The organism is Stenotrophomonas sp. SORGH_AS_0321 (genome assembly GCF_031453215.1).
Taxonomy (GTDB): domain Bacteria; phylum Pseudomonadota; class Gammaproteobacteria; order Xanthomonadales; family Xanthomonadaceae; genus Stenotrophomonas; species Stenotrophomonas chelatiphaga.
In genome coordinates, this window is record NZ_JAVIZG010000001.1 from 2,965,369 (window position 1) to 2,985,025 (window position 19,657).

General features: G+C 67.0%; 16 protein-coding genes and 1 pseudogene. 6 read left to right on the forward strand and 11 right to left on the reverse strand.

The features are described from left to right. Positions 1-68: 68 nt before the first annotated feature. The 7 genes from QE373_RS13285 to QE373_RS13315 form a co-directional block, all read right to left on the reverse strand. Positions 69-629: a hypothetical protein gene (locus tag QE373_RS13285; RefSeq protein WP_309687319.1), complete on the reverse strand. Its 561-nt coding sequence runs from the start codon at positions 627-629 to the stop codon at positions 69-71. 809 nt (positions 630-1,438) lie between these two features. Then, positions 1,439-1,837 (reverse strand): glycine cleavage system protein GcvH, encoded by a 399-nt coding sequence (gene gcvH / locus QE373_RS13290; protein WP_057687194.1) that lies wholly within the window; start codon positions 1,835-1,837, stop codon positions 1,439-1,441. 92 nt (positions 1,838-1,929) lie between these two features. Beyond that, positions 1,930-3,042, reverse strand: coding sequence for a glycine cleavage system aminomethyltransferase GcvT (gene gcvT, locus QE373_RS13295; protein WP_309687322.1), 1,113 nt, complete (start codon positions 3,040-3,042; stop codon positions 1,930-1,932). Between the two features lie 552 nt (positions 3,043-3,594). Then, the gene (locus QE373_RS13300) at positions 3,595-4,029 is read right to left on the reverse strand and encodes an NfeD family protein (RefSeq protein WP_057508168.1); all 435 of its coding nucleotides are present in this window, start codon (positions 4,027-4,029) and stop codon (positions 3,595-3,597) included. 1 nt (position 4,030) lies between these two features. Then, positions 4,031-4,993 (reverse strand): SPFH domain-containing protein, encoded by a 963-nt coding sequence (locus QE373_RS13305; RefSeq protein ID WP_123699535.1) that lies wholly within the window; start codon positions 4,991-4,993, stop codon positions 4,031-4,033. A gap of 294 nt (positions 4,994-5,287) precedes the next feature. Next, positions 5,288-6,031, reverse strand: a complete 744-nt coding sequence (locus QE373_RS13310; RefSeq protein WP_042615027.1) for a FadR/GntR family transcriptional regulator — start codon at positions 6,029-6,031, stop codon at positions 5,288-5,290. A 103-nt stretch (positions 6,032-6,134) separates the two neighbouring features. Then, positions 6,135-8,930: a TonB-dependent receptor gene (locus QE373_RS13315; protein ID WP_309689808.1), complete on the reverse strand. Its 2,796-nt coding sequence runs from the start codon at positions 8,928-8,930 to the stop codon at positions 6,135-6,137. A gap of 340 nt (positions 8,931-9,270) precedes the next feature. Here QE373_RS13315 and QE373_RS13320 point away from each other — a divergent pair, with 340 nt between their 5' ends. The 5 genes from QE373_RS13320 to QE373_RS13340 are packed head-to-tail and all read left to right on the forward strand — an operon-like array spanning position 9,271 to position 16,257. Further along, the gene (locus QE373_RS13320; protein WP_309687329.1) at positions 9,271-10,704 is read left to right on the forward strand and encodes a polysaccharide lyase 6 family protein; all 1,434 of its coding nucleotides are present in this window, start codon (positions 9,271-9,273) and stop codon (positions 10,702-10,704) included. After that, complete coding sequence (locus tag QE373_RS13325) at positions 10,701-12,953, forward strand: oligoalginate lyase (protein WP_309687332.1); 2,253 nt, start codon at positions 10,701-10,703, stop codon at positions 12,951-12,953. Before QE373_RS13320 ends, QE373_RS13325 begins: the two co-directional genes overlap by 4 nt. Next, positions 12,950-14,260 carry an MFS transporter gene (locus QE373_RS13330; protein ID WP_309687335.1) on the forward strand — a complete coding sequence of 437 codons (1,311 nt, stop codon included), beginning with the start codon at positions 12,950-12,952 and terminating at the stop codon, positions 14,258-14,260. Before QE373_RS13325 ends, QE373_RS13330 begins: the two co-directional genes overlap by 4 nt. Positions 14,261-14,312: 52 nt before the next feature. Beyond that, positions 14,313-15,065 (forward strand): glucose 1-dehydrogenase, encoded by a 753-nt coding sequence (locus tag QE373_RS13335; protein WP_309687342.1) that lies wholly within the window; start codon positions 14,313-14,315, stop codon positions 15,063-15,065. Positions 15,066-15,078: 13 nt separating this feature from the next. Further along, a complete protein-coding gene (locus tag QE373_RS13340; RefSeq protein ID WP_309687344.1) occupies positions 15,079-16,257 on the forward strand; it encodes a GDSL-type esterase/lipase family protein in 1,179 nt (392 codons plus the stop codon). A 15-nt stretch (positions 16,258-16,272) separates the two neighbouring features. Here QE373_RS13340 and QE373_RS13345 read toward each other — a convergent pair whose 3' ends face one another. The 4 genes and pseudogenes from QE373_RS13345 to nudE form a co-directional block, all read right to left on the reverse strand. After that, positions 16,273-16,596 (reverse strand): YnfA family protein, encoded by a 324-nt coding sequence (locus QE373_RS13345; RefSeq protein ID WP_057508175.1) that lies wholly within the window; start codon positions 16,594-16,596, stop codon positions 16,273-16,275. Further along, positions 16,593-17,415 (reverse strand): annotated as a pseudogene (mazG, locus tag QE373_RS13350) (nucleoside triphosphate pyrophosphohydrolase). The gene QE373_RS13345 and the pseudogene mazG overlap by 4 nt, the downstream one beginning before the upstream one ends. Beyond that, a complete protein-coding gene (gene cysQ / locus QE373_RS13355) occupies positions 17,412-18,239 on the reverse strand; it encodes a 3'(2'),5'-bisphosphate nucleotidase CysQ (RefSeq protein ID WP_309687351.1) in 828 nt (275 codons plus the stop codon). The pseudogene mazG and the gene cysQ overlap by 4 nt, the downstream one beginning before the upstream one ends. Beyond that, positions 18,236-18,793: an ADP compounds hydrolase NudE gene (nudE, locus tag QE373_RS13360; RefSeq protein WP_309687354.1), complete on the reverse strand. Its 558-nt coding sequence runs from the start codon at positions 18,791-18,793 to the stop codon at positions 18,236-18,238. Before nudE ends, cysQ begins: the two co-directional genes overlap by 4 nt. A gap of 124 nt (positions 18,794-18,917) precedes the next feature. Between nudE and QE373_RS13365 the strand changes: the two genes are divergently transcribed. Continuing rightward, positions 18,918-19,655, forward strand: coding sequence for a 16S rRNA (uracil(1498)-N(3))-methyltransferase (locus tag QE373_RS13365; protein WP_309687357.1), 738 nt, complete (start codon positions 18,918-18,920; stop codon positions 19,653-19,655). Positions 19,656-19,657 lie beyond the last annotated feature (2 nt).

The following is a 19,657-nucleotide window of genomic DNA, read 5'->3' on the forward strand; positions in this document are numbered from 1 at the left end:
GGATAAAAAAACCCCCTCTCCGCTGGGCTGTCGGAGAGGGGGCTTCAGGTACGGCTATCGGGAGATGCTTAGATCAGCGGCGCCGGGGTTGCCGGGAGAGCCACCGGAGCGGCCTTCTTGCGGCGTGCCGGGCTCTTGCGGGCGGCCTTCTTTGCGGCCGGCTTCTTCGCAGCTGCCTTTTTCGCGGTCTTCTTCACGGCCTTCTTGGCGGTCGCTTTCTTGGCGACTTTCTTGGTGGCCTTCTTCACTGCCTTCTTCGCGGTCGCCTTCTTGGCCGTGGCCCTCCTGGCTACCTTCTTCGCCGCCTTTTTCACTGCCTTCTTGGCAGTGGCCTTCTTGGCGACCTTCTTGGCGGGCTTGCGCGCGACCTTCTTCGCTGCCTTCTTGGCAGTCGCCTTCTTGGCAGTCGCCTTCTTGACGGCCTTCTTCGCGGTCTTCTTCACTGCCTTCTTGGCAGTTGCCTTCTTGGCGACCTTGCGCGCGGTGGTCTTCTTGGCCGCCGCCTTCTTCACGGCCTTCTTGGCGGTCGCCTTCTTGGCGACCTTCTTGACGGCCTTCTTGGCGGTGGCTTTCTTGGCTACTTTCTTCGTCGCCTTCTTGGCGGCGGGCTTCTTCTTCGCAGTTGCCATGGGATGGCTCCTCGTCAGTGATGGAGTGTTGAAACGCCCAGGTAAATCGAACCCGCTGAAGCTGCTCGCGGGGCCCGCCGACGCGTCTTCCGCGTCGTGACGGTTGCTGCGATGCGCGCTTCGATCGGCGAGGCTGGCATCGCGGCAGAACGTGTCGTGCAATTGCCGGGGGGAAGCTGGACCGACTCCACCGCGCGTGGCGGTGCAGCAGGTATCCGGGTTGTGCTTCGCGCCTGGCGGTTGATCGGTTGCACTCGGTTTGGCAGTAAAGGTCTGCTGGGCGAAACCTAATCACGCTTTTTTGGGCTGTCAACAACCCCCCGCAAAAAAATTCACGCCGCAGGTGTTCCGCGCTGGTCGCTGGCGGTGTGGCCGGCGGCGTTGCCGATCACCGCTGCAGGCATGCATCGACCGGCGCAGAGTGCGCGTGCGCATCGGCACGGCGAACGAAAGCACTTTAAACAAGCCTTATTCTGAAACAGCCGAACAACACGCACGATGTCGCGCTGTTGCGGCACGCAGCATGGCGGTGACCGTCGCCGCTTCCCCAACGCTTCGGAAACGGTCGCTTTTTTTTTCACACGCGGCGCGTCCAACTTTGCGACGCAAATGCGATTTTGCGCAAAACTTTTCGTTCCCTGCGCGCCAACCGCCAACCCTCGAACCGGCTGACAACGTCTTCGACAAACGCATGCTCATGCCCGAAGCCGGTGTCCGCTGCGCGCCCCGCGCATGAGCGAGGTGCCGCGATGCGGACAAAAAAAAGGACCGCCAGGGGCGGTCCTTCGGTCTGCCATGTCGACGACGGATCAGTGATCGTCGTCTTCCAGGACCTCGGCGTAGTCGTCCGGACCCAGCAGTTCGTCCAGCTCGGCCGCCAGGTCGCTCGGCTGCACGACGTACAGCCAACCCTCTCCGTAGGCATCTTCGTTGATGGTTTCCGGCTTGTCCGACAGGGCGGAATTGACCTTGATGATGGTGCCGGTGACCGGGCTGTACACGTCCGATGCCGCCTTGACCGACTCCACGACCGCGATGGTTTCGCCGGCCTTGGCTTCACCGTCGAGCTCGGGCAGCTCGACATAGACCAGATCGCCGAGCAGGCCCTGGGCGTGGTCGGAAATACCTACGGTGACGCTGCCGTCGGATTCGACGCGCGCCCATTCGTGGGACTTGAGGAACTTGAGGTCGCCGGGGATCTCGCTCATGGCACTGCTCCAGGAATACGGGTGTGGAAAAAACGCGGGTAGTGTAACCAACCGGCCGGGCCTGCTGGCAGGCCCCGGCCAACAAAACAGGATCAGGCGACCGGCAGCACGCCGTCCTGCGCCTGGCCTTCGCGCACGAACGGGAACTTGACCACGCGCACCGGCACGGCGCGGCCGCGGATGTCCACGCTCACCGCGCCCAGCTCACCCGCGGGAACGCGGGCGAACGCGATGCCCTTGGCCAGCGTCGGCGAGAACGTGCCCGACAGGATCTCGCCCTGGCCACCGGCGGTGAGCACGGCCTGGCCATGCCGCAGCACGCCCTTCTCATCCATCACCAGGCCGATCATCTGGCGCGCGTCACCGGCGGCCTTCTGTGCTTCAAGCACGTCGCGGCCGATGAAATCGCGGCCCTCGTCGAGCGAGACCGTCCAGGCCAGCGCGGCTTCGTACGGGGTGATCGCTTCGTCCATGTCCTGGCCGTACAGATTCATGCCGGCTTCCAGGCGCAGGGTGTCGCGCGCGCCGAGGCCGGCCGGCTTCACGCCCGACTGCAGCAGCTGGTTCCAGAACGCCACCACCGCGTCCTCCGGCAGCAGGATTTCGAAACCGTCCTCACCGGTATAGCCGGTGCGTGCCACGAACAAGGCGACACCGTCGGCCGAGGTCACCTCGGTGGCGGCAAAGCGCGCCAGCTTGGCCAGGGTGGCCGCGCCAGCGGCGTCGACCAGACCGATCACCGCATCGCGCGCCTGCGGTCCCTGCACGGCCAGGATGGCCAGGTCAGGGCGCTGCTGCACCGTTACGCCGAACGGGGCGGCCTGCGCGGTCAGCCACGCCAGGTCTTTCTCGCGCGTGGAGGCGTTGACGACCATGCGGAAGAAGTCATCGGCCAGGTAATAGACGATCAGGTCATCGATCACCCCGCCCCGCTCATTGAGCATGCAGGAGTAGAGCGCCTTGCCGGTCACCTTCAGCTTGTCCACCGAATTGGCCAGCAGGCGACGCAGGAACGGCTTGACCTGCTCACCGCGCAGGTCGACCACGGTCATGTGGCTGACGTCGAACACGCCTGCTTCCCGACGCACCAGGTGGTGTTCATCCAGCTGCGAACCGTAGTGGATGGGCATGTCCCAGCCCCCGAAATCGACCATCTTGGCGCCGAGGGCGCGGTGGGAATCGTTGAGCAGCGTCTTCTGGGTCATGACCGGTCCGGCAACAGGGAAACAAGGTCGCCATTATCCCAGATAGAGGCACAGCGCTGCGCGGTCCACTGCAGAAGCAAAGGCAAAGCGTGCATATTGCTCGTGGCGGGGCGGGGTCGGTTGGCGGGGGACGGCAAGAGCCGCTCCTGCGGGCCTCGATTCGCGCCATCCATGGGGGGTCCACGTCATCGCATTCGCGCTGCCGCTCCCACGCTTTGCTGCGCAAACCGCGGGCCCCGCCTCACCAGCACCCACACCCCGCCGCTTCGCGGCCGCCCCTGACTCAGGGGCTCCCTCCACCCGCCACGTAGCCGTGAAAGGGGTCAGAGTCCTTTCGCGTCGCGAAAGGACTCTGACCCCTGCCGTTGTTCTTTTTTTCATTGCGCGGCTGGCGGCCACCGCAACCTGTGCGGGGGTCGGGCGGGGAGGCTGTGCGGGGCCTTGAGCGGCAGGAGCCGCGAAGAGCTACATGGACGTACTTGCGCGTGCCCCGCACAGCCTCCCCGCCCGGCCCAGCGCCGGATATACAAAGCAGCCACCCGCGAGGGGGTCTCACCCGTTCGCTTCCACCTGCAGCACGCCATTGACCACCGCCACCACCCGCACCGGCGTTCCCGCCGCCAGGTCCGGCCCGGTCACCTGCCACGACGCATCGTCGATGCTCACCCGCCCCTGCCCCGCGACGATGCCCTGCTGCAGCACCGCGACACGGCCCACCAGCTGTTCGCTGCGCCGGTTCAACAGCGGCTTGTCGCTTTCGCGCCCACGGGTGCGGCCCCAGCGCCGATACGCCTGGATCGCCACCACGCTCAGCACCACGAAGGCCACCACCTGCCACAGCACCGGAATGCCCGGCACCAGCGCGGTGATCAGGAACACCGCCGCCGCCCCGATGCCGATCCACAGCATGAACGCGCCCGGTGCCATCGCTTCGGCGGCGAACAGCAGCAGGGCCAGTGCCCCCCATCCGACCACTTCCCAGCGCATGTCAGTCTCCAAAGCGCGGCGGTACCGCGCGGGTAGCCTTGTTTTCTTCCTGTTTGGCGAAGGCGTGCCTGGCCAGCTCGGCGACGCCGGCGATCGAGCCGATCACGCCACTGGCTTCCATCGGCATCAGCACCAGCTTCTGGTTCGGCGAGGTCGCCAGTTCCTTGAACGCTTCGACGTACTTCTGTGCGATGAAGTAGTTGATCGCCTGCACGTCACCTTCGGCGATCGCCACCGACACCATCTGGGTCGCCTTGGCCTCGGCTTCGGCCAGGCGCTCGCGCGCTTCGGCATCGCGGAATGCCGCTTCACGGCGGCCCTCGGCTTCCAGCACCGTCGCCTGTTTCTCACCGTCCGCGCGCAGGATCTCCGACTGGCGCGCGCCTTCGGCTTCGAGGATCTGCGCGCGCTTCTCGCGCTCGGCCTTCATCTGCCGCGCCATCGCATCGAGCAGGTCACGCGGCGGCTGGATATCGCGGATCTCGATGCGGTTGACCTTCAGTCCCCAGGGATTGGTGGCCTGGTCGACCACGCTGAGCAGCTGGGCATTGATCACTTCGCGCTGGCTGAGCGATTCATCCAGGTCCATCGAGCCGATCACGGTCCGGATGTTGGTCTGCACCAGGGCGATCATCGCCACTTCCAGGTTGGACACTTCATAGGCCGCCTTGGCCGCATCCAGCACCTGGAAGAACACCACCCCGTCCACGCGCACGGCGGCGTTGTCCTTGGTGATCACTTCCTGGCTCGGCACGTCCAGTACCTGTTCCATCATGTTCACCTTGCGCCCCACCCCGTAGACGATCGGGATCAGGAAGTGCAGGCCGGGCGACATGGTGTGGGTATAGCGCCCGAAGCGCTCCACCGTCCATTCATACCCCTGCGGCACCATCCGTACGGCCTTGAACAGGATGATCACGGCCACCAGGGCCAGCACCACGGTAAAGAACATCGTCGGGAACATCGCGCTTCCTCTTCCATGAAAACCGACCTGCAGCATACCGCGCGGGGTGGGTGTGCCGCGCTGGCGGTTTCTTTCCCTTTCGCGCTGCGGCGGCAGGCAGGGCTGTGCAGGACACGCCGCAAGTACATCCCTGTAGGCTCGCGTTCGGCTCCTGCCTCACGACGGTCCTGCACACCCCTGCCTGCCACCGCCGGACAGTGGGTCGGCCGCCTGGGGCAAACGACAGGAGAAGAGCAGCCTAGCGTTGCTCGGCTTCAGGACCGGCGCAGGAAACTATCAGGCAGATCGCAGGCTTCAGATCCGCGTGGTTGCCATGAAGCGTTCGCGGTCGTGCGCGGTGCGGCGGCGGATCTCCGCCAGGGCTTCGTTCTCGGTGGCTTCCAGCATCGCCTCGAACAGGCGCTGGAAGTGATGGCGCATCGCGTTGCGCGCTGCAACAGGATCGCGCGAGGCCAGGGCCTCGAAGATCGCCATGTGCTCGTCCGCGCGGCTGGCGCCATCGTCGTGGCACACCCGCGAATAGACCTCGGCCACCCGCGGCAGGTCGCTGCGCATGCGCCAGATCTGCTGCACGAAGTATTCCACCACCGGGTTGCCGGACAGGCGCGCGATGGTCAGGTGGAAGCGGCGGTCGAAATCACCCGCCTCGGCATCGGTGAGGTCGCGGCGGCACAGCGCCTCGGCCAGCACCCGCAGTTCGGCGATGTCCGCATCGTCCAGGTTGCCGGCCGCCAGCGCCGCCGCTTCGGCTTCGAACACCGCACGCGCCGCAGTCAGGTCGAAGGCGCTTACGTCAGGGAAACCGCCCTGCCCGTCCAGCGGACGCGGCTTTACATAGACACCCGAACCGATCCGGATGGCGATCCAGCCCTGCGCTTCCAGGGCGATTTCCGCCTCGCGCACGGTGACCCGGCTCACGCCGAAACGTTCGGCCAGCTCCCGTTCGCCGGGCAGGCGCGCGCCGGGCGGGAACTCTCCGTCCTCGATCAACTTGCGCAGTTTTGCGGCGATGGTCTGGTACAGGCGGTTGGCGGACATGGGCTGACCCTCGGTGGTTCCCTCCGGCACCGTCCCGGGCCACCGCACGCGGGGCTGGTCCGGTTGGAGCAACGGCGCGATCACCAGGACCGCGCCGTCTCGTTCAGAACTTGTATCGTACACCGAAAAATGCACGTCGCCCGTAGCTCACCACCTCGCGGAAGTTGCCATAGGATGGCTGGTAGGCCACGCGCGGTTCATTGGTGATGTTCATCAGTTCCAGCGACAGCGACAGGTTCTTGTTCACCCGGTAGCGGGCGCGCAGGTCCACGCTGGTGTTGTCATCGTAGTAACGGTTCTGCTGCGCGGTGTTGCCGGTGAAGTCCTGGTAGTAGTGCGAGCGGAACTTGGCGATGGCTTGGATGTTGAACGGGCCGACATCCCAGTACAGCGATCCGGACAGCACGTGCCGCGAGAACCCGCTCAGGCCCGCCGGCGCCACGATCGCCGGGATCAGCGTGCCATCGCTGGCCAGCTGCTCGCCCAGCCGCGAATCCTGGGTTTCATAGTCCGAATCGGCGTAGTTGTAGCTGACCTTGAAGCCGAGGCCATCGAAGGGCTGCGGCAGGTAGGAGAAGCGGTGCGTGGCACTGAGCTCCATGCCGGTCAGCGTGCTGTCTTCGTCGGTGGTGACCTGCTGGCGCACCGGCACGGTGACCGACTGCCCGTTGATGGTGTAGGTCTCATCGACCAGCGCGGTGGCGGTACCGCCATTGAACTGCTTCCAGTAGACGGCGGCGGCCAGCAGCGTATCCGGGTTCGGATACCACTCCAGCGACAGGTCGCCGTTCCAGCTCATCAGCGGCTGCGCGGCCGGATTGCCGCTGGCACTGATGTCATCCAGCGCATCGGCCAGGTTGCCGAAGCTGGCATCGCTGTTGACGTTGATGGTGCGGCCGGCGCCCAGCGCGGAGATGTCCGGACGCGACATGGCGCGGTAGCCGGCCACGCGCAGCAGCAGGTCGTCGCGCAGTTCGAAGGAGGCGTTGACGCTGGGCAGCAGCTTGTCGTTGCCGGCCTTGAAGGTCTGGGTGGTGAAGTCGCCGGTCGGCTGCAGGCGGATGGTGCCATCGCCGTTGTCCAGCACGGTCAGCCCGGTGCGCACGCCCTCCGAGCGCACATCGGTCTTGACCCAGCGCACGCCGACATTGCCGGTCACCGGCAGGCCGAACCATTCGCTGGCGAACTCACCCAGCAGGTACAGCGAGCGGGTCTTTTCGGTGATGTCCACGTTGTTGGGATCCGGCTGCGACGGGTCCAGCAGGCTGTCGCTGGTGCCGCGGAAGGACTGGTACAGGCACATCGGGTCGAAGTAGGCCCACTCGGAGATCGTGTTGCCACTGGCGGCATCCATGAAATCCTTCTGCGGGAAGGCCGTGCGGCAGGCCCGGTTGGCGGCGATGATCGCGGCCTTGTCACCCGCTACGCGCTGGTCGTAATCGGTGAGCAGGGTGTTGTCGCGCAGGGTGTAATCGGCCTGGCTGGCGCGCACGCCGCCCTTGATCCGGGTGAAGAAGCCGGATTCCGGCATGAAGCTGGCATCGAAGCGGCCGGCGCGGATCTGGTGGTCGTTCTCGGTCTGGCTGGAGGTCACGCGCGCCGCGCCGGTGTAGGCGTCCCAGTTGCCCGGGTCGAAGGCCGGGTCGAGGTAGACGCTCGGCACTTCGCCCTGCCACGCCCAGTCATAGTTCACATAGCCGGTGGCGCCGCTGCTGATGCCCGGCACGATGGCGTTGGCGGTGTCGCGCTGGTTGGCGCGCAGGCGGGTGGCGCGTTCGTTGTCCAGCCGCTCGGTATGCGAATACGACAGGTCGGTGGACAGCTCCCAGGCGGGGCTGGGGCGTACGATCAGGTTGAGTCCGCCGCCGGTGTATTCCTCGTTGCGCCAATAGCGGTTGGAGGTCGAATCGATCGACGTGCTGCCGGACAACGCGCGCACCACGCCGTTGTCGTCCACCTGGCGGTTGATGATGCCGCGGCGGGTGTTGGAGAGGCTCAGGTCGCTGCGGTTCTCATACCAGTTGCGGTCGGTGTGTTCGACATCGACATTGACCTCGACCACGTCATTGGGCCGCCACTGCACTGCGGCGAACTCACTCTGGCGGTCGTTGCGCTCCTGCTTCAGGCGGTAGATGCGGCTGCTGGGCACCAGGTAATACGGCGTGCCGGCGGCAATGGCCGCAGCACCCGGCTCGGTGCAGTTGGCGTTGGCGACATTGACCCGCCCGTCGCAGGCGTACCAGGTGGAGCCACTGGTGATGCTTTCTTCCGGATCAGACCCTTCCAGGCGCTGGATGCCCAGCGAGACGCCGAGCTTGCCGCCGTTGCTGAACTCGAACTGGTCGATGTAGCTGGCGGTACCGCGGTAGCCGATGCCATCGTCGTCCTTGTACTTCTTGTCGTACTCCGCCCAGCTGCCGCGCAGGTCCATCTGCACCGCGCGCTTGCCGTATTCCAGCGGCTTCACCGTCTCCAGCCCGATCGTGCCGGCCACGCCGCCTTCGATGATGTCGGCGCGCTGGGTCTTGTAGATCGCCACGGTGTTGATCAGCTCGGCCGGGAACATGTTGAAGTTCACCGAACGGTCGCCGCTGCCGTTGGTGATTTCGCGGCCGTTGAAGTTGGTGCTGCTCAGGAACGCGCCCAGGCCGCGGATCGAGATTTCCGAGGCACCGGTCTTGTCGCGGGTGGAGGCCGCGCCGGTCAGCGTCTCGATGGCGTCGGCCAGCGACGGCGCCGGCAGGTCACCGATGTCTTCTGCCGACAGCACGTCCGAAATGACCGTGTCGTCGCGCTTCTTGTTGATCGAACTCTGCATGGATTCGCGGATGCCGGTGACCTGCACCTGGTCCAGCGTGGTGGCCGCACCGGCGGCCGGCGGGTCGGCCTGCTGGGCCATTGCCGGGGCGGCAGCGCACAGGGCCACAAGCAGGGCGGCCGCGAGCGGGCTTGGATGGAACCGTGAAACGGGCAGTTCGGTACGACGCATGATGTCCTCCTCCCAAAGGATGTCCCGCAGACCGGGCATGGGGCGCACTTTCCACATGCCGACACATAAATGTCAACCAATTGGACTGATTCTTTCGTCTTACCTTTGGTATAGGCCAATTTGGAGGAAAAAGATGTGCTGTTGCAGCATGACTTGACGATCCTATTGCCCTACTTTGCATCCCAATTGGACTAGCACTACGGCTTACAATCATCCCCTGCTTCGCAGGCCACGCTTCGGAGGGAACACCATGCCGTCTGCATCACGCCATCTGACCGCCGCCCTGGTGCTGGGCCTGGGAATTCCGTTCGCACCGCAAGCCGATGCAGCCAGTTACCTGGTGCAGGACGCCGCCGAATACGCCACTGCCTCCGCCAACCTGCAGCCGGGCGATGAGATCGTGCTGGCCAGCGGCACCTGGAACAACGCGCGCCTGCTGCTGAAAGGCAACGGCACCGCGGCCGCGCCGATCACCCTGCGCGCGCAGGCGCCGGGCCAGGTGGTGCTCACCGGACAGTCCGACCTGCGCCTGGCCGGCCAGTACCTGCACGTGGCCGACCTGGTGTTCCGCGATGGCTACAGTCCCAGCGATGCGGTGGTCGCCTTCCGCGAATCCAGCAAGGCGGTGGCGCGCAACAGCCGGGTCACCGGCCTGGTGATCGACGATTACAGCAACCCGGATCCAGCCGACCAGGACCAGTGGGTGATGCTGTACGGCGCGTTCAACCGGCTGGACCACAGCCAGCTGCGCGGCAAGACCAACGCCGGCCCCACCGTGGTGGTGGTGCGTGATGCTACCCAGGGCCTGGACAACCAGCACCGCATCGACCACAACTGGTTCGGCCCGCGGCCTGCGCTGGGCGTCAACGGCGGCGAAACGCTGCGCGTCGGCACCAGCGATACCTCGCTCAGTGATTCCAACAGCACCGTCGAATCCAACTGGTTCGAAGGCTGCGACGGCGAAACCGAGATCATTTCCAACAAGTCCGGCGGCAACACCTATCGCGGCAACGTGTTCTACCGCTCGGCCGGGTCGCTGACGCTGCGCCACGGCAACGGCAACCGCGTGCTGGACAACGTGTTCATCGGTGAGGGCAAGGCCGGCACCGGCGGCGTGCGCGTGATCAACGCGCAGCAGCAGGTCAGCAACAACTATTTCCAGGCGCTGGCCGGCAGCAGCAACCGCGCCGGGCTGGCGGTGATGCACGGGCAGGCCAACGCCGCGCTGTCGGGCTACTCGCCGGTGGTGGATGCGCTGATCGAGCGCAATACCTTCGTCGACGTGGCCAAGGTCAGCTTCGGCGTGGGCTACAACGCGGCCAGCGGCATCGTGGTGCCACCCAGCAGCAGCCAGTTCCGCGGCAACCTGATCGTCAACCGCAACGGTGCCAACCCGGTGACCGTCGATGGCAGCCTGGCCGGCGTAGCGTTCAGCGGCAACGTGCAATCGCCGCTTGCCTCCACCGCGCTGCCCGGCGGCGTGGACAGCATGACCGTGACCCTGGTGCAGGCGCCGAACGGCCTGTGGTCACCCTCGCCGGCGCTGGCCGCTGTGGGCGCGGCAACCAACCTGGCGGTGATGCCGCGCGACGCTACCGGGGTCACCTGGTATCCCAAACAAGGGGAATGGACGGATGCGGCCACTGTTGGCCACCGCCTGCCCGCCAACGGAGCTGATCGATGAAACACACGTGCCTGTCGCTTGCCCTCGCCGTGGCCACCGCTACCGGAACCCTGTCCCTGCTGCCGGCGTCGACGGCCTTCGCCGCAGCGCTGGCCCCGGCCCCGGCAGCAGCGGAAAGCAGCACCGCCCCGGTGCTGGTGACCGCCGCGCAATGGCAGCAGATGGCCAGCGAGGGCGCGCGCTATCCCTGGTTCGCCAAGGAACAGGCGCGCAACAAGGCCATGCTGGAAAAGATGATGAAGGCCGGCATCGACGTGCCCTTCCCCAAGGACAAGGGCGGCGGCCGCACCCACGAACAGCACAAGCGCAACTACCAGGCGCTGCTGGCCGCCGGCACGCTGTACCGGCTCACCGGTGACACCGCCTACGTGGACTACGCGCGGCGCATGTTGCTGGAGTACGCCACGCTGTACCCGACGCTGGGACCGCATCCGGAAGGCCGCGGGCAGATCCCGGGACGGGTGTTCTGGCAGGTGCTGAACGACTCGGTATGGCTGGTCAATGCAGTGCAGGGCTACGACGCGATCCGCGATGCACTGCCGGCCAAGGACCGCCAGACCATCGATGACAATGTGTTCCGTCCGATGGCCGAATTCCTCGCCAGTGAGCCGAAGAACTTCGACCAGATCCACAATCATTCCACCTGGGCGGTGGCCGCCACCGGCATGACCGGCTACGTGCTGCGCGACCAGGAGCTGGTGGAAAAATCACTGCGCGGCAGCCGCAAGGACGATGCGTTCGGCTTCCTGCGCCAGGTCGACCTGCTGTTCTCGCCGGATGGGTACTACGAAGAAGGCCCCTACTACCAGCGCTATGCGCTGGCACCGTTCCTGCTGTTCGCCAATGCGATCGAACGCAACGAGCCGCAGCGCGGGATCTTCCAGCGACGCGATGGCGTGCTGCTGAAGGCGGTCGACGTGCTGGTGCAGAGCAGCTATGGCGGCCTGTTCTTCCCGATCAACGATGCGATCCTGGACAAGGGCGTGGACACCGAGGAACTGGCGGCCGGCATCGGCATCGCCTACGCCCGCAGTGGCGACGACCGCCTGTTGTCCGTCGCCGAACAGCAGGGCCGCCTGCTGCTGACCCCGGAAGGGCTGAAGGTGGCGCAGGGCCTGGCCGCCGGCAAGGCCAAGCCGTTCGATTACGCCCCGATGCTGCTGCGCGATGGCCCGGACGGCGACCAGGGCGGGCTGGCGATCCTGCGCATGGGCGGTGAGCGCGGCCAGGTGCTGGTGCAGAAGGACACCATGCAGGGCATGGGCCACGGCCACTTCGACAAACTCAACTGGCTGTTCTATGACAACGGCCAGCGGGTGGTGACCGATTACGGTTCGGCGCGCTTCCTCAACGTGGAAGCCAAGCGCGGTGGCATATACCTGGCCGAGAACCGCAGCTGGGCCAAGCAGACCATCGCCCACAACACCCTGGTGTTGGACGAGAAAAGCCACTTCAACGGTGACTGGAAGGTAGGCGAGGACCATGCCCCGTCGGTGCGCTTCTTCGAGGCGGGCAAGGACACCCAGGTCGCCTCGGCGACGATGCGCGATGCGTATCCCGACGTGGTGTTCACCCGCACCCAGGCCCTGCTGCAGCATCCGGAGCTGGGCCTGCCGGTGGTACTGGACCTGCTGCAGGTGAGTGCGGACAAGGCCGCGCGCTTCGACCTGCCGCTGCACTTCAACGGCCACATCGTCAGTACCGGATTCGAGGCCGAACGCTTCGTCGACCAGCGCCCCGTGCTGGGCAGGGCAAACGGCTACCAGCACCTGTGGCTGGATGCGCGCAGCACGCCGGGCAGCGACCAGCGCACGCTGGCCTGGCTGCTGGACGGCCGCTTCTACAGCTACCGCTTCGGCAGCAGCGCGCCTTCGCAGGCCCTGCTGGTGGAGAGCGGCGCCAATGATCCCGAGTTCAACCTGCGTCGCGAGCCGGCGCTGGTGCAGCGCGTGGACGGGCAGCGCGCGGTGAGCTTCTTCAGCGTGCTGGAACCGCATGGTGAGTACAACGGCACCGCCGAATACGTGCACGGCGCCGACAGCCAGATCCGCGAGCTGAAGCGCGCACGCGGCAGCGATGCCGAGCTGATCGAACTGACCCTGGCCAGCGGCGCGCGCATCGCGCTGGGCGTGGCCGATGACAGCAGCGCCGATGTCGAACACAGCGTCAACGTCGAAGGACGCAGTTACCGCTGGCGTGGCAGCCATGCGCGGATCGACCGCGCGGCCGGCAAGGGCGGCAGCCGATGAACGGCCCCACCGCCATCGCGCAGCTGCGCAAGGTCCCGGTGCGTTCGGCGGTGCGCTGGCTGATCGTCGGGCTGATCGCGGTCGCCACGGTGATCAACTACATCGACCGCAACGCGCTGGCGGTGATGTGGCCGGAGATCGCCCGCGAGGTGGGTGCGACCAAGGATGACTACGCGCTGCTGGTCACGGTGTTCATGCTGTTCTACGCCGCCGGCCAGTTCCTGTTCGGGCGCCTGTTCGACCTGATCGGCACGCGGATGGGCTTCGCCCTGTCGATCAGCGTCTGGTCGCTGTCCATCGCGCTGCATGCAGTGACCCATTCAATCCTGTCCTTCAGCCTGGTGCGGGCGATGCTGGGCGTCAGCGAAGCCGGCGCCTGGCCGGGCGCGGTGAAAGCCAATGCCGAATGGTTCCCCGCACGCGAACGTGCGCTGGCCCAGGGTGTGTTCAATGCCGGTGCCTCGATCGGTGCCATCGTGTCGGCCCCGGCGATCGCCGCGCTGTACCTCTGGCTGGGCTGGCGTGGCACCTTCGTGCTGGTCGGCGTGATGGGCTTCCTGTGGCTGCTGCCGTGGTTGTTCGTGTACCGCGCCGGGCCGGACAAGCATCCCTGGGTCAGCGATGCCGAACGTCGCCTGATCATGGAAGACCAGGCCGGTGCCGCCGATCCGGCGGCCCCCCGCCGCAGCGTGCGCGAACTGCTGGCGCACCGGCAGAGCTGGGGCATGCTGGCCTGCCGTTTCCTGCTGGACCCGATCTGGTGGCTGTTCGTGTCCTGGCTGCCGATCTACCTGGCCGAAACCTTCGGCTTCGACATCAAGCAGATCGGCCTGTTCGCCTGGGTTCCGTTCGTCGGCGCGATGCTCGGCAGCCTGACCGGTGGCTGGTTGTCCGGCCGGCTGATCCGCGCCGGCCACAGCGTGGACCGTGCCCGCAAATGGTCGATCACCCTTGGCTGCGTGGTGATGGCCCCTGCCCTGCTCGGCGCGGTGCTGGCGGCCGAGCCGCTGACCGCAGTGCTGACCATCGCGGCGGTGTTGTTCGGCTTCCAGGTGGCGATCGGCAACATCCAGACCCTGCCGGGTGACCTGTTCGGCGGACGCTCGGTCGGCACGCTGGCCGGCCTGGGTGGCCTCGCCGCGGTGGCCGGCACGCTGATCACCACCTGGCTGGTGCCGGTGCTGACCCGCGAGTCATACGCGCCGATGTTCATGCTGGTGGCCGCGCTGGTACCCCTCTCGCTGATCGCGTTGTGGTGGATCACCGGTCCGGTGCGCCGCCTCGATGCCCCTTCGTCCAATTCCTGAGCGCACGCCTGCGCTCCCTCTTCTCCCTCACGTAAACAAGGAGTTTCACCCCATGTCATTCCAGGACAAGGTGGCCATCGTCACCGGTGGCGGCCGCGATATCGGCCGCGACATTTCGATCAAGCTGGCTGCTGCCGGCGCCCGCGTCTGCATCAACTACGCCAACGATGAAGCCAGTGCACGACAGACCCTGGAGCTGATCCAGGCTGCCGGTGGACAGGCCATCGCGCACCGCGCCGACGTCACCGATCCGGCCGCCGTGGCCGGCCTGGTCGCTGCGGCGCAGGCTGCGTTCGGTCCCCGCATCGACGTGCTGGTCAACGTGGCCGGTGGCATGGTCGAGCGTCGCCCGCTGGCCGACATCGATCCGGCGTTCTTCCACAAGGTGATCGACCTCAACCTGACCTCGACCTACCTGACCACCCACGCGGTTGTTCCGCACATGGGCGAAGGCGCGGCGATCGTCAACTTCGCCTCGCAGGCCGGACGCGATGGCGGCGGCCCGGGCGCGGCGATCTATGCCACGGCCAAGGCCGGCGTGATGACCTTCACCCGCGCGATGGCCAAGGAACTCGGGCCCAAGGGAATCCGCGTCAATGCACTGTGCTGCGGCATGATCGCCACCCGCTTCCATGACGAGTTCACCAAGCCGGAAGTGCGCACCGCGGTGGCCGCCGGGACGCCCCTGCGTCGCCAGGGCCGGCCCGCAGAAGCGGCCGACGTGGCGGTGTACCTGGCGTCCGACGCGGCGGCCTTCATGACCGGTGCCAACGTGGACGTCAATGGCGGTACGTTCTTCTCCTGACCGGAGCTTTGCCATGTTGCGCTGGATCACCGCTGTTTCGTTTGCCGTTGGTTCGGCGCTTTCCGCATCGGCTGCCCCTGCGCAGCCGGTGTGGATCACCGCATGGACCGCCTCGCCCGCGCCGGATCGCCTGGATGGCACGCCGCAGGCCCCCGTGCAGTTCGCTGCGCAGACCGTCCGCCAGGACATGCGGCTGGGCAGCCGCGCCGATGCCTTGCGGCTGCGCATCAGCAATGAGCTCGGGGTTGCCCCGCTGCGCCTGCAGGACGTGACCGTGCAGGGACCGTCCGGCACTGCGCTGCCGGTGAAAGTGGCCGGACGCGATGTCATCGAGGTGCCGGTCGGCGCGGCCCTGCTGACGGACGTGGTGCCGCTGCACGCGGCCGCACTGGATGAGATCCGGGTCACCGGCTACTTCCCGCAGGCGACCCGGCCGGCGGTGCGCCGCACGACCGTGCGGGTCGTCGATGGCCGTCATCCGCGCATCGCCGATTCGGTGGCGGTTTCCTACCGGCAGAATGTGTTTTCCGCGGTGCTGGTGCAGCGCTCGGATCGGCCGTCGGTGATCGTGGCGCTGGGTGATTCCATCACCGAAGGCGCGACCGCCCAGCGCGGTGCGTACAACCAGTGGCCGGAACGCCTGGCGGTGCGGTTGCAGAACGCCTGCCCGGACCGCTTCGTGGTGCTCAACCAGGGCATCAGTGGCAACAAGCTGCTCGACCACGGCCGCAGCCACAGTGCCTTGTCGCGGCTGGATCGCGATGTGATCGCAACGTCCGATGCCGACCAGGTGATCGTGTTCGAAGGGATCAACGATATCCGCCATGGCGGCGGGCCGGCACCGCTGCCCGGACGCAACGCGGCGGACATGCAGGCCGGCTACCGGCAGATCGCCGAGCGGCTGCACCTGCACGGCGCGCGGGCCTTCATCGGCACGCTGACCCCGTTCGGTGGCTCGGAGCGCTACGAACCGGTTTCAGCGGCCACGCGCACGGCGATCAATGCCTGGGCACGCGGGCCGGACAATGGCTATGACGGGGTGGTGGAATTCGATGAGGCGCTGCGCGATCCGGCCGCACCGGAATCACTACCCGCCGGAATCACCCGCGACCACCTGCATCCCAACGATGAAGGCTATGCACGCATGGCCGACGCGATCGATCTCGGGATGCTGGGCTGCCGGGCGCGCTGATCGTCCAGCTGATCATCAGCCGGTGCGCGGGGCGAACATGATCACCGCCATGCCGGCCAGGCACAGCCCTACGCCGATCAGGTCCCATCGGCCGGGGCGGATGCCGTCCACCAGCCACAGCCAGACCAGCGCGGTGCCCACGTAGACACCGCCGTAGGCCGCATACACGCGTCCGCTGGCCTCCGGATGCAGGGTCAGCAGCCAGGCGAACAGGGCCAGGCTGGCCGCCGCGGGCAGCAACAACCAGGCGCTGCCATCGCGACGCAGCCACAGCCACGGCAGGTAGCAGCCGATGATCTCGGCCAGCGCCGTCAGCAGGAACAACCCGAAGGTTTTCACGACGCGCTTTCGGCGGCCTTCGCGTGCTGCCAGAGCGCTTCCTGGGCGTCCAGGTCCAGCTCGGCCAGGCGCGTGCCGTGTTCGCCGGCGCGGGCTTCCATCGCGCGGAAGCGTCGCTCGAACTTGTGGTTGGCACCGCGCAGCGCCCGCGCCCAGATCGAGATCGGCGTGGCGTGCCAGGTTGGCGCAGACGAACAACAGGTCGCCGAGCTCTTCCTGCAACCGGGCCTTGTTCGCCGCCACGTCACCGCGTTCGAATTCCTCGCGCAGTTCCTGCAGCTCCTCGGCGGCCTTGTCCAGCACCGGCAACGGTCCGGGCCAGTCGAACCCGACCTTGGCCGCGCGCGACTGCAGCTTCATCGCCCGCTGCCATTCCGGCAGTCCGCGCGAGATGCCGGCCAGCGCCGAAGCATCCGTCTCGCCCTTGGCGGCGCGCTCTTCGCGCTTGATCGCGTCCCAGTTGCGCAGCACCTCGGCAGCATCGCCCGCACTGGCATCGGCGAAGATGTGCGGGTGGCGGCGCACCATCTTGTCGTTGATGCTGCGTGCCACGTCGGCGAAGGCGAACGCGCCCTGCTCCTGCGCCATCTGCGCGTGGAAGACCACCTGCAGCAGCAGGTCGCCGAGTTCGTCGCACAGGTCGTCCAGGTCGCCGCGATCGATCGCATCGGCTACCTCGTAGGCCTCTTCGATGGTGTACGGCGCGATGCTGGAAAAATCCTGCTCCAGGTCCCACGGGCAGCCGCCCTGCGGGTCGCGCAGGCGCGCCATGATCGCCAACAGGCGGCCCAGTTCGGTGGCAGCGTCGCTCGTGCTCATGCAGTCTCCGGTTCGTCGGGGGGCAGCCAGTCGCGCCATGCCAGGCGGGTATCACCCAATGCCATGAAATCACCATTGAGCAGGCTTTCGCGGCGGTTGTAACGGAACGGCTTGCCGGTGGCGGTGGACAGCACCGCGCCACCGGCCGCGTGCAGCACGCACTGCCCGGCTGCGGTATCCCACTCGCTGGTCGGACCCAGCCGCGGATACACATCCAGGTCGCCTTCGGCGATCCGGCAGAACTTCAACGAGGAGCCCTGGGCCACGGTCTCGATATCACCCATGCGATCCAACAGCGCCTGCGTGCGCGCCGAACGGTGCGAGCGGCTGGCGGCGACCCGCAGCGGTGCCTGCGCCGGCACGCGGGTGCGCAGCACGGTGTCATGCGCGCCCTGCCGACGGTAGGCCTGCTCGCCACGCATCGCGTGCCACACCAGTCCGGTCACCGGCGCCAGCACCACGCCGAAGGTCGGCGCGCCCTGGTAGACCAACGCGATGTTGACGCTGAATTCGCCATTGCGCTTGATGAACTCGCGCGTGCCGTCCAGCGGATCCACCAGCCAGTAGGCGCCCCAGTGGCGCCGCGTTTCCCAGGCAGCCGCGGTGGCTTCCTCGGACAGGATCGGCAGGTCCGGCGTCAGCCGCGACAGGCCGCTGACGATGCGCTGGTGCGCGGCCAGGTCGGCGGCGGTGACCGGGCTGTCATCGGCCTTCAGGGTGATGTCGAAACCGGAGGCGTAGACCTGCATGATCGCCGCTGCGGCATCCTGGGCAATGGCGATCACGGTTTCGCGCAGGTCGGTAGTGAGGCGTGCGTGGGTCATGGCCCCGTCGCGCCGCGTTGCAGCCACTCACGGGCGATGAACAAGGCCGCCAGCGAACGGCCCTCGGAGAAGTCTTCGCGCAGCATCAGCTGGTCGATCCGCGACAGCTTCCACGGCACCACTTCCAGTTCTTCCGGCTCATCCCCCTGCAGCCGTTCCGGATACAGATCGCGCGCCACCACCAGCCACGACTGGTGGCTCATGTAGGTGGGGGCGAGTGTCATGGCACGCAGCACGTCCACCCGCTGCGCGCCGTAGCCGGCCTCTTCCTTCAGCTCGCGGTCGGCTGCCTGCTCCGGGGTTTCGCCGGCATCGATGCGGCCCTTGACCAGTCCCAGCTCATAGCGGTGCATGCCTGCGGCGTATTCACGCACCAGCAGCACGGTGTCGTCGTCCAGCATCGGCACCACCACCACCGCACCGTGGCCGCGGCTGACCAGGCGCTCGAAGCGGCGCTGTTCACCGTTGGAAAACTCCAGGTCCAGGTGCTGGCGCTGGAACGGGCCGTTTTCCTCATCGGTGATGCAATGGATGATCGGCAGGGGACGGCTCATGCGGTATGCCCCGCGCGGGCCGATAGAATGGACGGAGGAAGCAACATGTTCATGAGCCCACGATGCTAGCAGAGACACCCCCCTCCCCGCAGGACGCCCGCCCATTCGCTCTGGAGAACGCCCCATGCGCGTGACCCGCTGCCCCGTGTCGATGCCCCTGCAGGCCGGCCAGACCGTGTCCCTGCCCGAGGACGCCGCCAACCACCTGCTGCGCGTGATGCGCCTGCGCGAGGGCGATGCCTGCGTGCTGTTCAACGGTGATGGGCATGACTACGCGGCGACGATTGTCGTGGCCGGCAAACGCGATGCACAGGTGCGCATCGACGCCGCCACGCTGCTGGCCAATGAATCCCCCCTGCGGATCACCCTGCTGCAGGGCGTGGCGCGCGGCGAGAAGATGGACCTGATCCTGCAGAAGGCCACCGAACTGGGCGTGGCGGCCGTGCTGCCGGTCAATGCCGAGCGCACCGAAGTGAAGCTGGATGCCGCGCGCGCGGAAAAGCGGGTCGCGCACTGGAACAACGTGGTGCAGTCCGCCTGCGGCCAGTCCGGGCGTGCGGTGATTCCGCGCTTGGGTCCGCCCTTGGCGTTGGCCGCGGCGATGGCGGTACTGCCCGCCGACACCCTGCGCCTGACCCTGGATCCAGAAGGCAGCCACCGCCTGTCCACCCTGCAGGCGGCCCCTGCAGGCGGGGTGGTCATCGCCATCGGTCCAGAAGGCGGCTGGTCGCCGCGCGATCGCCAGCAATTGGCCGCCGCGGGCTTCCAGGGGCTGCAGCTGGGGCCGCGCATCCTGCGCACGGAAACCGCCGGGCTCGCGGCCATCGCGGCCCTGCAGGCACGCCTGGGCGACATGGGCTGAAG

Coding starts and splice junctions, on each gene's coding strand:
- QE373_RS13340 (WP_309687344.1), top strand. CDS start 15,079: ATGTTGCGCTGGATCACCGCTGTTTCGTTTGCCGTTGGTTCGGCGCTT.
- QE373_RS13305 (WP_123699535.1), bottom strand. CDS start 4,993: ATGTTCCCGACGATGTTCTTTACCGTGGTGCTGGCCCTGGTGGCCGTG.
- QE373_RS13365 (WP_309687357.1), top strand. CDS start 18,918: ATGCGCGTGACCCGCTGCCCCGTGTCGATGCCCCTGCAGGCCGGCCAG.
- QE373_RS13330 (WP_309687335.1), top strand. CDS start 12,950: ATGAACGGCCCCACCGCCATCGCGCAGCTGCGCAAGGTCCCGGTGCGT.
- nudE (WP_309687354.1), bottom strand. CDS start 18,793: ATGAGCCGTCCCCTGCCGATCATCCATTGCATCACCGATGAGGAAAAC.
- QE373_RS13300 (WP_057508168.1), bottom strand. CDS start 4,029: ATGCGCTGGGAAGTGGTCGGATGGGGGGCACTGGCCCTGCTGCTGTTC.
- QE373_RS13285 (WP_309687319.1), bottom strand. CDS start 629: ATGGCAACTGCGAAGAAGAAGCCCGCCGCCAAGAAGGCGACGAAGAAA.
- cysQ (WP_309687351.1), bottom strand. CDS start 18,239: ATGACCCACGCACGCCTCACTACCGACCTGCGCGAAACCGTGATCGCC.
- QE373_RS13335 (WP_309687342.1), top strand. CDS start 14,313: ATGTCATTCCAGGACAAGGTGGCCATCGTCACCGGTGGCGGCCGCGAT.
- gcvT (WP_309687322.1), bottom strand. CDS start 3,042: ATGACCCAGAAGACGCTGCTCAACGATTCCCACCGCGCCCTCGGCGCC.
- QE373_RS13325 (WP_309687332.1), top strand. CDS start 10,701: ATGAAACACACGTGCCTGTCGCTTGCCCTCGCCGTGGCCACCGCTACC.
- gcvH (WP_057687194.1), bottom strand. CDS start 1,837: ATGAGCGAGATCCCCGGCGACCTCAAGTTCCTCAAGTCCCACGAATGG.
- QE373_RS13320 (WP_309687329.1), top strand. CDS start 9,271: ATGCCGTCTGCATCACGCCATCTGACCGCCGCCCTGGTGCTGGGCCTG.
- QE373_RS13310 (WP_042615027.1), bottom strand. CDS start 6,031: ATGTCCGCCAACCGCCTGTACCAGACCATCGCCGCAAAACTGCGCAAG.
- QE373_RS13315 (WP_309689808.1), bottom strand. CDS start 8,930: ATGGCCCAGCAGGCCGACCCGCCGGCCGCCGGTGCGGCCACCACGCTG.